Source organism: Chitinophaga sp. RCC_12, from assembly GCF_041360695.1.
Taxonomy (GTDB): Bacteria; Bacteroidota; Bacteroidia; order Chitinophagales; family Chitinophagaceae; genus Chitinophaga.
In genome coordinates, this window is sequence record NZ_JBFUPS010000005.1 from 24,791 (window position 1) to 37,641 (window position 12,851).

7 protein-coding genes are annotated in these 12,851 nt (G+C 48.5%); 5 read left to right on the forward strand and 2 right to left on the reverse strand.

The window, feature by feature from the left end; genetic code table 11:
- Window positions 1-170: 170 nt before the first annotated feature.
- From AB6805_RS15975 to AB6805_RS15990, 4 genes are all read left to right on the forward strand, one after another.
- Complete coding sequence (locus AB6805_RS15975) at window positions 171-3,725, forward strand: SusC/RagA family TonB-linked outer membrane protein (RefSeq protein ID WP_370910431.1); 3,555 nt, start codon at window positions 171-173, stop codon at window positions 3,723-3,725.
- 11 nt (window positions 3,726-3,736) lie between these two features.
- Window positions 3,737-5,098: a RagB/SusD family nutrient uptake outer membrane protein gene (locus AB6805_RS15980; protein ID WP_370910432.1), complete on the forward strand. Its 1,362-nt coding sequence runs from the start codon at window positions 3,737-3,739 to the stop codon at window positions 5,096-5,098.
- A gap of 91 nt (window positions 5,099-5,189) precedes the next feature.
- Entirely contained in the window at window positions 5,190-7,154 is a 1,965-nt protein-coding gene (locus AB6805_RS15985) for a TlpA family protein disulfide reductase (RefSeq protein ID WP_370910433.1), read from the forward strand.
- Window positions 7,151-9,739, forward strand: coding sequence for a prolyl oligopeptidase family serine peptidase (locus AB6805_RS15990; protein WP_370910434.1), 2,589 nt, complete (start codon window positions 7,151-7,153; stop codon window positions 9,737-9,739). The genes AB6805_RS15985 and AB6805_RS15990 overlap by 4 nt, the downstream gene beginning before the upstream one ends.
- 43 nt (window positions 9,740-9,782) lie before the next feature.
- On the opposite strand, the gene AB6805_RS15995 is transcribed toward AB6805_RS15990, so the two are convergent.
- A complete protein-coding gene (locus AB6805_RS15995; RefSeq protein WP_370910435.1) occupies window positions 9,783-10,469 on the reverse strand; it encodes a DUF3592 domain-containing protein in 687 nt (228 codons plus the stop codon).
- A 122-nt stretch (window positions 10,470-10,591) separates the two neighbouring features.
- Between AB6805_RS15995 and AB6805_RS16000 the strand changes: the two genes are divergently transcribed.
- Entirely contained in the window at window positions 10,592-11,437 is an 846-nt protein-coding gene (locus AB6805_RS16000; RefSeq protein ID WP_370910436.1) for an FkbM family methyltransferase, read from the forward strand.
- On the opposite strand, the gene AB6805_RS16005 is transcribed toward AB6805_RS16000, so the two are convergent.
- Window positions 11,434-12,843 carry an undecaprenyl-phosphate glucose phosphotransferase gene (locus AB6805_RS16005; RefSeq protein ID WP_370910437.1) on the reverse strand — a complete coding sequence of 470 codons (1,410 nt, stop codon included), beginning with the start codon at window positions 12,841-12,843 and terminating at the stop codon, window positions 11,434-11,436. The two genes, AB6805_RS16000 and AB6805_RS16005, sit on opposite strands and share 4 nt — an antisense overlap.
- Window positions 12,844-12,851: the final 8 nt, after the last annotated feature.

The window sequence follows — 12,851 nt, forward strand, 5'->3', positions numbered from 1 at the left end:
TTTTCAATCAACCTAACCAATTGCAAGTTATGCAAAAAAATGCGTCTTGTAACCGGAGTGGCCATGCTATGCACAGATGCAGGCAGGAAGGGCCCCGGTTCTCAACCAAATCTCGGGGAATCAATGAGACAACCAAAGGGTATAGTCTCTGCAAAAAAATTCTGTTAGTGATGAAACTAACCACGCTATTATTAACGGCTGCACTGATAGGGGCAAGTGCTAAAGGAGTCTCCCAATCGGTTACCTTATCCGGCAAAAACATCACGCTGGAAAAGGCTTTTCAAACCATCCGGTCGCAAACAGGCTATCACATATTTTGTGACTTAGACCTGCTGAAAGGCACGCAGAAAGTGAACCTGGCTGCCGTGGATATGCCGTTAGGGCAGTTCCTCGACATTATTTTCAAAGGCCAGGAATTGCAGTATATGCTGCAGGAGCAAACCATCTTCGTCAGCAAAAAAACAACGCCTCTTCCGCTGCCTTATGCCAATACCACCACGCCTTTGGTAACGATCCCCGTGCAGGGCATCGTGAAAGATGCCCGGGGTAACGTTCTCTTTGGCGCTACCATCAAGGTAAAAGGATCCGGACGGTCAGTGATCAACGATGAAAACGGCCGCTTCGATCTGAGCGTGAATGTAGGCGATGTGCTGGTGATCAGCTATGTGGGCTTCAAATCCCAGGAAGTGAAGATCAGCAACAACACCGAGCTGGTGATCGTACTCGAACGCGCCACCATCGATATCAGCGCCATCAATGTATCCGTATCCACCGGTTACCAGACGATTTCAAAAGAAAGAGCTACCGGTTCTTACAATATTATTACCGCGAAAGACCTGGCAGAAGTGCCTTCCAATAACATTATGGAAAGACTGGAAGGTAAAGTGCCGGGCGTGAAATTCGATATCAGGGGCAACACCATACAGATCCGTACTACCAACACTTATGGTAACACTACCGCGCCGCTCATCGTAGTGGATGGCTTCCCCATGATTCCCACCGGGGATAATCAAAAACTGACGACCCTCGGCAACTCGGTCATGGCCAATGGTTCGGTGCTGTCGTCTTTTAACCCGAACGATATAGAACAGATCACCTTTCTGAAAGATGCGGTAGCGACTTCCATCTGGGGCGCAAGAGGCGCCAATGGCGTTATTGTGATAGAAACAAAGAAAGGAAAGAGGGGAGCCCCCTCTGTAAACCTTTCCGCCACATTCGGGGTATCCAAAGCGCCTTCCATCTCGGATCTCAACTGGATGTCTACCGCGGAATATGTAGATCTTGAGTTGGAAATGCTGAATAAGGGATTTTTTACAGATGCACTTTCACTCGGCTATTATAACCCTCTGCAGGCAGCTAATCCCAGCGAAGTACAGGAATGGTTTTATAAAGTGAAAAGAGGAACGGCCACGCAGGCACAGGCAGATGCCGCCATCGCGGAAATTTCCTCCCGCAATAACTATGGGCAAATAGAAAAGTACCTGCTGCGCACCGCCGTGAACCAGCAATACAACCTGTCCGTATCCGGTGGCGGTGATAACAACAGCTACTATCTCTCCGGTAATTTTAATAAAGACCAACCCATTTTCAGAAGCAACAGCGCACAAAATGTGTTCCTCACCGGTAACTTCACCAACGATCTGTTTGACCGCCGCGTTAAGCTGTCTACCGGTTTCAGCTACCAGGGCGGCACCACTTACTTTAATAATGCCGCCGCCGACGCATTGGGACAAAACGCTACTGCATTGCGTCCCTATGATATGCTGGTGGATGCAAATGGCAACCACATACAGCGAAATGTTGGCTTCCGCCCGGAAGTAAACGACAGCCTGGTGGCCAAAGGCTTTTTGCCCACTACTTACAATGCGATCGATGAGCTGGGATATTCGAATACCAAAAATAGTTTGCAACAGGTACGGCTCAACGCAGGACTCAATTTCAAACTTACAAACTGGGCTAACCTGGACCTGAGCGGTATGTACCAGCGTAATGAGAGTAATCTTCAAAGCGTGGATGATGTGCAAAGTTACGCCGGACGCACACTGATGAACACTTACACGGTAACCAATCCTTCCAGTGGCAAACCAACTTACAGCCTGCCCTATGGTGGCCGTTATTATTTGTCAGATGCCAATGCCTACGATTACAACCTGCGAGGTATCCTCAATATCAACCGCAGTTTTAATGCGGATCACCAGCTGATTGCACTTGCAGGAGGGGAAATCAGGGAAACCTATAACAGGTCATACGCGTCTACCCGTTATGGATACAATGCGGATGGTAACACCTTTGCCACCGTGGATCCCAATGCGCAGCTCATGACCATGTATGGCTGGACCCAGAATATCGGCCCGGTAACGACCCCGGTAACAGAACAAAAGAACCGCTACCTCAGCTATTTCGGTAATGGCAATTATACCTATAAAGGAAAATACAATTTATCTGCCAGTGCGCGTTTCGACGACTATACGCTGCTGGGTGTTGAACGCAGCAAGCGCGCAAAACCTTTCTGGTCCGCCGGTACCAAATGGAGCATGGGCCGGGAATCATTTATGCAGGATATTCGTTGGCTGAATGGGTTAGACCTCCGCGTTACCTATGGTACCGGCGGTTCGGTGCCATTAGCGGGAAGCAACGTACCCCTTATTAATCTGGCTGCAACAGATCCCAGCACACAACTACCCATCGGTGTGATTGAATCGCCGGGCAACCAGCAACTGGGATGGGAGCTGACCAAAACACTCAATTTCGGAGTTGACCTCAGGGCCTTTAATAACCGCTTAATGCTAACCGCAGATGCCTACACCAAAAGGAGCGAAGGTATCATCACCACGCTGCCATATAATTCCACCTATGGCTGGTCTACCCTGCAGTTCAATACCGGTACACTGAAAAGCCACGGTATGGAGTTCGGTATTACAGGTGAATTGCTGGAAGCAAGAGACTGGAGCATTACTTCTGTTTTCAATTTTGCATATGGTACCAACGAAGTAACTGATAACCGCTATAACATTACACAAGCCTCCAATCTTATCGCTGGCGGTTCCCCGGTAAACGGTTATCCTATCGGCGCTACGTTTGTATATCGCTCCGCAGGACTCGATAATAAAGGTCAAACCCAGATCTATGACCGCAACAATAAAATCATCAGTAATACTACCAATCTTACTTCGGCATTTGATATAAACGACCTGAAATATGCAGGCGTGAGAGTGGCGCCTTATCACGGCGGGTTCTTTAATACCTTCCGCTATAAAAGATTTGAAATGAGGGTGCAGATGACCTATTACATGGGGCATATTTTTATGAAACCTGCGATCACCAATTATCCTACATCTGCAGGGTATTATTTCGGTTTGCCCGGACGACAAAAGGACCTTGCCAACAGGTGGAAGGAACCGGGTGATGAAGCCTTTACCGACGTGCCAGGCCTTGATAACGTGAATAACAACAGTATTGTCCGCTACCGCAATTCGGATAAGCTGGTAAGAAAGGCCGACAACATCCGCCTGCAACAAATATCGCTCACCTATAACTTCCCGAAAGAATTGCTGCCGCAACGGGTGATTAAAAGTCTCTCAGTCAGTGGCAATGCGCGTAACCTTGGTATTTTATGGAGAGCTAATAAAGATGGGATTGATCCGGAGTACCTGAATGCAAACGCAAACTATTACAGCATGCCGCCGGTAACCAGCTATATGTTTAACATCAATGCATCATTCTAACAGCGAAGAAAATGAAAAGACTAATATATTTCGTAGCGGTAATGGCGCTGGCCACAGGATGCCGTAAATACGTGGAAATAGATCAGATAGGAAAACGTACACCTACCTACACCAAAGACTACCGCGCTTTGCTGGATAACAACTCCCAGCTGGAAGCAGGGTTCAGTCTCACTATTTATTCCGGTGATGATACCCGTTTCCTGGACTCCTCGAAACAGGCTATCATGACCGATATTAACGGGAATGCCTATACGTGGCAGCCGCAATACTGGAGCGATACACAGTCGGATGGAGACTGGGACAAACTGTACAAGGCAATTTATACCTGCAACGAAGTACTGGCAGGTGTAATGGCCAGCGAAAATGGTACCGATGCAGACAAGAAACAGCTATTCGCAGAAGCGCTCACACACCGGGCATATGCTTACTGGTGCCTGGTAAATATTTACAGTGCGCAGTACGATGCTGCCACCGCCGCCACCGACCTGGGTGTTCCGTTATTATTAACGCCCGACCTGTTTGCATCACTGCAAAGAGCATCGGTAGCTGCGGTTTACAACCAGATTACCGGCGACCTGAAACAGGCGGTGGATGCACTGCCTGCTTTGCCTGATTATAATACGCGCCCTTCTAAAGCAGCCGCCTACGCCCTGCTGGCGCGTACTTACCTGATGACCCGGGATTTCACCACCGCGCGGAGTTATGCAGAACAGGCCCTGGCACTGCAAAATGGCGTGCTGGATCTCCGTGACTATGCCACCAGTGTAGCCGCTTTTCCCTACAGGCTGAAAGATCCGGAAGTGATTTTTTCAAAGATTAATGCTGGTTTCTATCAGGGCGGCATCCAGCTGGACACGGCGTTGTTATCGCTGCTCGGCACAAAAGATATGCGCTATGCTTTGTTCGTAAAACCAGGCGGAAACTTTTTCCCGGCGTTTACAGGTTACGGTTACTGGCGCTATCGCTACAGCCGCGAGGGTAATACCATCACCCAAGGTCCTGGCGTTCCGGAAATGATGCTGATTAAAGCAGAATGCGCCGCCCGTGCCGGTGATGCGGTAACCGCCACCAACGTATTGAACAGCCTGCGCGAAAAACGATTCCTCACAACAGACTATACGGCTTATACACCCGGCACCCCGGCGGAAGCGCTCAGCAGGGTAGTGGATGAAAGAAAGCGCGAATTTTTTGGAACAGGATTAAGATGGTTCGACCAGAAACGCCTGAACAAAGACGCCGCTTTTGCCAAAACGGTTACCCGCACTTTCAAAGGCGTAAACTATACACTGGAGCCAAACAGCAACCGGTACATCTTCCCGGTTGGCACAAAATACATCCTGCTGAATCCGGAAATAGCGCAAAGCCCAAGATAATATTTAACCAACCATCATAACCCGGGATGTCCGGTAGAGCGGCTGCCACTAAGCAGCCGCTCAGGGCATGCCATTAAAAAACGGAAACAACATGAAAAGATGGATAAGTATGCTGGCGTTGTTGCTGGCGTTTTCTACAACCGCTTACTCGCAAGACAGCATCCGCTTAACGGGGCTGGAAAAACCCGTGGCAGGAGATACGCTCCGCCTTCTGTATAATCCCACCGGCGGACCATTGGCCGGTAAGGCAGATATAGGCGCCATGATTTATCTCTACAGGAATTACCGCTGGTATGTGGATGATATTGTACTGCAACAACATGGCGCCACCTGGAACGGCCAGTACGCGGTTCCTGCCAACTGCGCCTTTGTGGCCATTAAATTCGTGACCACTGAAAATGGTATGGTGGCAGCCTCCGACAATAATAATGATCACGGATTTATGTCGGTTACCACCGATAAAAACGGCAACCGCTTACCCGGCGGCCAGCTGGCATGGGGTATTTTCCGGAAGCCTTCTATCGCTAAAGCGCCTTTTTATTTTAATAACTACGATATCAGCAACGAAGCGCTGGAAATGTGGGTGCGTAAGGAAATGGAAGCTTATCCCGATAGCATGCCAAAATTCTTCGACAGCTATCTGGCTATGCTTAAATTAAAACTGGGCGATGAATTTCCACAGAGAGCGCCCCGCAACCTGGAAAAGTTTTTAAGGATACCCGGACTCGATGAACAAGGCTATAACATCGTGTACGAAACCTACAGGTTCCAGCTGAAAAACCAACAGAAAGCTGATTCGGTGCGAAAGCTCCAGCTGCAACGGTTCCCCAAAGGCCGTGCCGCCCGGTTCGATGCATACAGCAAGGCTTATATGGGGCAAATGAACGAAGAGCAGTTTGCTGCCATGGAAACTTTTCTTCGTGATTTCCCAGCGGCGGAATACCGCAGGGATACTATCGCCTCCCAGCAGTTTATTTACTACAACATCTACCGTTTGCTGGGCCAGGTGTACATTGCCACGGGCCGTACCGACAGCCTGAAGAAACATCTCCGTGATATGGATTTTGTTACGCTGAATGAAATATACCGGGCTAATCTCGATAAAGCATTTATCATCGGAAAAATACCACTGGCAAAAATTTATCCGTTCTCAAAAATGCTGATCGACGACATCATCAAAAAAAGGGATGATGGATCCTACATGGAGGATACCCGCTACACCCCGCTGCAGGCCCGCGAAAACGCCCGAACACAAATGGATGCCCGCCTGGCTATCCATATCCGTATGCTGAATAAAATGGGTAAGTATAGAGAAGCACTTCCTTACGGGGCGCAGCTCACGGAAAAAGGTCGCTACAACAATGCCAATCTGAATGAAGCCTGGGCAAACATACTGGAACATACCGGTGGTGACAAAAAGGTGAAAGCCGTGTTGGAAGCAGGTGTTAAAGCCGGCGCCGCTACGCCTGTCATGATGGAAAAACTGAAAAAGATATACGGCCAGGCAGCGGGATTTGATGCATATGTGGCAGGGCTTAAACCTGCTGTGGACAGCAATGAAATCAAGGCTAAACTCATCCGCGAAAAGATCACGCCTTTCCGGTTGAAGGATATGAATGGCAGCACTGTTAGCTCCGATAGCTGGAACAACAAGATCATTGTGCTGGACTACTGGGCTACCTGGTGTTTCCCCTGTAAAATGGCCTTCCCCGGCATGCAGATGGCAGTGAGCAAGTATGCCGCTGATCCGTCGGTGGATTTTTATTTCATCGCCACCATGGAACGCGCTAAAACTTACAAAGAAGATATCACTAAATATATCAGGTCATCGGGCTATAGTTTTAAAGTGCTGTACGATGATGAAAACCCGGATACAAAAGGAAACGACCGCGTATTTAAAAGTATGTTGCCCGTTTTCCATTCTTCCGCTATTCCAAGAAAAGTAATATTGAAAAACGGAATAATAAGGTATACGGCAGAAGGATACGGCGGTAGTCCAAGCGCACTTGCCGATGAGTTAAGCCAGGTTATTGAGATTTTAAAAGCAGAACAATGAGAAAAAGATCTTTGCTCTTATATGCCGCATTGACAGGCATCGGCATGCTGCCCGCTGCAGCGCAGCAGAAAGCGCTGGATACCGCCGCCTATAAAGAATGGAAACGTATAGGTATTCCCGTTATCAGTTACTATGGCGATTGGGTGATGTATGATTTGCCGGACGATGACAATCCGCAGAAACACCTGGTCAATATACAAATCAGCAAGGAGATCCTATTGGACAACACTTCGGGGGCCGATTTTTTTAATAAAGGCAAATGGCTGAAGTATAATGCGAATGATTCACTGGTGCTGATGCGTTTGAAAGATGGGAAAAAGATCCGGTGGACGGCTACCTCGTTTATCAGCAACAGTCAAACATCTCCCTATATTTCCTATAACTATAAAACGGCAGCCGGTAGCCGGTTGGTGATCTGGAATACGGATACCAACGACAGTACTATTCTCGAACAGGCAGACAGGTATTCTCTTTCCGGCAAGGGCCAGGTGGTTTATCTCCGTGGCGACCGGCTCATGGCCGGTCCGCTGAAAGGTAGGCACACTGCGCTGTTTAGTGGTCCGGTAACCGACTACAGTTTTAATCCTGATAAAGAAGAAGGCACGCTGTTGTCGGGCACAAAGCTGTATGCTTTTTCGCTGAAGAAAAGTATGCCTCAGCTGCTCATGGATTTCAACGATATCACCGCTCCGCCGGGTTACCGTATTACGCAAAAGGCATACGAAATTACACCTGGTACCACACAATTGCTGCTGGAAGTAAGCTTCAATACAGCGCGCAAAACCCCACCAAAGCCCAATCCCAACGCAGCGGACCTGGAACTATGGACCTGGAATGAACCCGTATCCCAACGGCGGCAACGGAGAGGGGTATATGACAGAACGATGATGGACGATGCAAAATTCATCTATCACCTGGATAAGAAGCAGCTGGTGCAGGTGGCGCCTGAATATGCAGGGATGCTTTTTACGCCTCAAAGCGGGAGTTACAATTATGCATTGCTCACGGATCAGTCGCGCTACGAATATATGCTCGACTGGAAGTACTCGCTGAATGCTGACATTTACCTGGTAAATGTGCACACGGGCGAGCGCAAACTGGTGGCGGAAGATTGTACGGACAACCCACAGTGGAGTCCCAATGGCCGGTTTGCAGTGATATATAACGGCAATGAAAAACAATGGCAGGTATTGAAACCGGAGGAGGCAAAGTTTGTAACGATTTCTGCTGCCATTGGCTATCCGGTGTATGAAGAAGATTTCGACCTGCCCAAAGCGCCACCATCCTACGGTATGGCCGGATGGACGGAAGACGGCAACACCGTAATTATATACGACCGGTACGATATGTGGGCAATAGACCTGACCGGCCAACAGCCCGCCCGTTGCATTACCGGCGGTTATGGCCGGCAACACCGCGTAAGTTTCCGCTTGCAGGGAGCGGATTATGGCGGTATGCTGGATCTGAAAAAAACACTCCTGTTACGCAGCTTCAATGAGCAAACAAAGTCGGGCGGACTGTATCGCTTAAACCCCGGCGGGAAAGCAGTGGCACTGGCCGATGATCCGGCTTACACTGTAAAAGTAATTGGTGTGGCAGGCAATGGTAATGCCTTCGTTTTCGCCCGGCAAAGTTACCGGCAATATCCCGACATCTGGTGGGGCAACGCCGGTCTAACGGCGGTTAAACGCCTCACCAACAGAAACCCTCAACAGGCACAATACAGCTGGGGTGCAGCAAAAGTGGTGGAATGGAAAAATTACGAAGGGAAACAAAACCAGGGGCTTTTATATCTCCCTGAAAACTTTGATACCACCCGGACTTACCCCATGATCGTTGATTTTTATGAAACACATTCCCATGATCTGCACGAGTATTTAGTGCCGGGTTACAGCACGTCCACCATCGATATTCCTACTTATGTAAGTAACGGCTACGTGGTATTCCGCCCGGATATACATTACACCACCGGGAAACCCGGTGAAAGCGCATACAACGCCGTGGTAAGCGGTGTAATGGACCTGATTGGCCGGGGTATTGCAGACAAGGCGCATATAGGCTTGCAGGGGCACAGCTTTGCCGGTTTTGAAGCAGCGTATATAGCTACCCGTAGTAACCTCTTTAAATGCGTTAACATCGGCGCCGGCGCTGTTAATGTTACCTACAACTACACGGCAGTACGCTCTAATGGTGCGCCGGGTATGTTTAAGTGTGAAGTGGAGCAGTACCGTTTAGGGAAAACGCTGTGGGAAGATAAAGAAGCCTACATCGCCAATTCGCCCATCTTTAATGCCGACAAGATCACCAGCCCGCTGCTGATTTTTCATAACGACAAAGACGGTGCGGTGGCCTTTACCCAGGGGCTGGACTTGTTCCTGGCTATGCGCAGGCTGCGCAAGCCCGCCTGGCTGCTTAACTACAAAGGACTGAACCATACATTGGAGGAGGAGATCCCGCAACAGGACTGGACACTGCGGATGGGACAGTTCTTTGATCATTATCTCAAAGATAAACCCATGCCAAGATGGATGAAGGAAGGCATCAGTGTGGATGAGCGTAAGGTAGATCCGAAGTATTCCTATTGATAACGACGGCGGGCTGTTACTTTCACAGCCCGCCGTAAATGTATTATTGCTCAAAGGCAGAAATATCCACGTAATACTTACGTGGATTATTTTTGTCCATGTATACGTCTATTTTTTGATTAACCCTAATCAGTGAAGTAGGGTCGGACCACATGAACCCACTCTTGAAACGGTAGTTTACGCCGGTGAGCGGATCTTTCCAGTTGCAGCGTATAAAGAAGGGATTACGGCGGTTAACCCGAATATACCTGTTGGTGTCAACTGAATCAAAGTCGGCCCGGACCAGCAACCCCGATTGTTTCAGCTGGTCCCTGCGCGAGCGGCTCACCTTTCTCTTTAAATAATACCCCAGGCCAAAGAAGCTGAATAGCAACCCCATGCCACCGACCACGATGGCGCCAAAGTATTCCATCCAGCCGGCTATTCTTGCATCGTCCGGTTTTTTGGGATCGTAATAAATGTCGACGCGTTCCCCGATTTCGTACCCGGGAGGATTGGAGGAAACGCTGGAAACATAACGGTGCTTCACGCCTGCATCATCGAAATAGGTAACCACCGGGGCGTACGACCGTTTTCCCCTGGGGATCATGTCCACCACTGTTCCGCTGGTTTTTACCGCGGAGGCATTGAAGGATTTAACATTATAGCATATCATAGCGGCAACAACCACCATCAGCAGGCCAATCCCCAGGAAGATATTAAAAGTAAGCGATACAGATCTACGTTTCATTTAGGCGAATGAATTGGATAAGGGCGCAAGATACCAAATTGTGCAGATAAGGACAGGTGCGTAAATCCGGAAATGAATAAAGTGAACAAGCCTCGCTACTTAAATAGCCGTAATTTAGTAAAATGCAGTATTCACTGCCGGCAACCAATAACCAAACTATGAATGCGCTCGGAAAGTCTGTTAAAAGAGTGTATGTACTCTTATTCGCCCGGAAGGTTTTTTATCCCGTGAATCTTTTCTTGTATAAGCTCAGTATGTTCGGGTTGGGTATCAGGAATCATGAAAATGATACCGTATCCGGAGAAAAGGCGTTTATTAAATTCCTGAAGGCCCGCCGCAAGCTGGATACCGGCGTGATCATGGATATTGGCGCCAACATGGGCAACTATTCAGTGATGCTGAGAAAGAACGGCATCACCCTCCCGATCTTTGCTTTTGAGCCACACCCTGTGGCGTTCCGCAAGCTAAGCGCGGCGGCAGCAGCCTACCATTTCACCGCTGTTCCACAGGGAGCCGGCGAGGAGAGTAGCATGGCTACTATTTACGACTACCAGGGTGATGGCGGCTCAGAGCATGCCAGCATGTATAAAGGGGTGATAGAACATCTTCATAAGGGCACCGCGGAAGAAGTGTCCATTGATCTCACTACCATCGACGAATTTGTGGCACAGCAGGATATATCCAGGATAGCATTACTGAAGATAGATACAGAAGGACACGAACTGAGTGTGCTGAAAGGCGCCCGCCAAACCATTGCCCGCGGACTGGCAGAGGTGATACAGGTGGAGTTCAACGAAATGAATATCATCTCCAGGACCTTTTTTAAGGATATTGTAGACATATTACCGGGTTACGAATTTTATCGCCTGTTACCTGACGGACTCAAGGCCCTGGGGGCATACAACAGCACCAGCTATGAAATATTTTCCTTCCAGAATATTGTGGCCCTGAGGAAGCCCCTGCGTTAATACGCATTTTTATCTCCCTTGATCATATTCATCAACGTCTGGAAAATGATCTGGCAGTCGAGCCAGAAGCTATAGTTTTCAATATACCACAGGTCAAAGTCAACCCGTTTCTGCATCTGCCCTGATATCCTGGTTTCCCCCCTGCAGCCATTCACCTGCGCCCAACCTGTAATACCTGGCTTTACCACATGCCGCAGCATGTAATTTTGTATCGTGTTTTTTGATTCCTGGTGTAAAGGAATGGGATGAGGGCGGGGGCCCACCAGCGACATATCTCCCATCAACACATTAAAAAACTGCGGGAGCTCATCGAGATTTGTTTTGCGGAGAAACTTACCGATAATAGTAACGCGGGAGTCGTTCCGGGTAGCCTGGAGGTATCGCCCGTTTGCATCCACTACATCGCTGTTCATGGTCATGGACCGGAACTTATAACAGGTGATTTTTTTGTTCTTCAGTCCCCACCGTTCCTGTTTGAACAGCACCGGTCCCGGCGACGATAGCTTGACCAGTATACTGATGAGCGGAAACAACCAGCTGAATACCGTAATAAAGAGGATGGAGGTAAAGCAAAGCTCAAAAAGGCGCTTGAACCGCTGCTTCGCCAGGTCATCCAGGGGAGAAGTGCGGATCGTTAACAGCGGGAATTTGCCAAAGAAATTCATACTGGCGGTAGAGGTGCAGAAGCGGTGGCAGTCAGCAATGATCCTTACCCGTTTGGCTTCCTTCTCACTGGTGATAATAATTTTTTCCATCTCCGTATTTGGGTCGGGCAGGGCTACAATCACATCGTCTATCTCATGACTTTCCAGTATCCTGGTGAGGTCCGATATTTTGCCCAGGTATTGCCCGTTCAGGTAAGGATTGGTTTGTTCATCCACAAAACCAACGCACCGGTAACCGAAATGATCGTTGGATAAAATGGTTTTATAGAATTTCATGCCGGTATCGCCGGTACCCACTATGAGTATGTTTTTTATGTTGTAACCGTTTGACCGCAACCGGAGCAAAGATTGCTTGACCATGAACTTAACCACGGTAATGCTTACAAAATTGAGGAATGCATACAGTAAGGTGAACGTTCTCGGATACGGATAATATTTAAAGCAGTAGAAAAACAGGAACGTGAAAAAACAGGCATGCAGCAATGCTGTTTTAAGAATGGCGATAAACTCGTAGGAAAACGACCTCGTTCTGAATTCATCGTATAAATGAAGCGACATGCCGATGATGGTCCATGCTGTAATGCTGATGCAGAGCAATAAGAGGTTAAAGCCGGAGAAGAATACATCTCCCAAACCCGCAATATATTCACGGGTGCCCAGAAAAGCCAGTATCAGCACTACATAATCGATCAGGAGTCTCAGCAGGAAATTAATATGGTTACCGGGTATCATAAGGTTCATAATTAAAA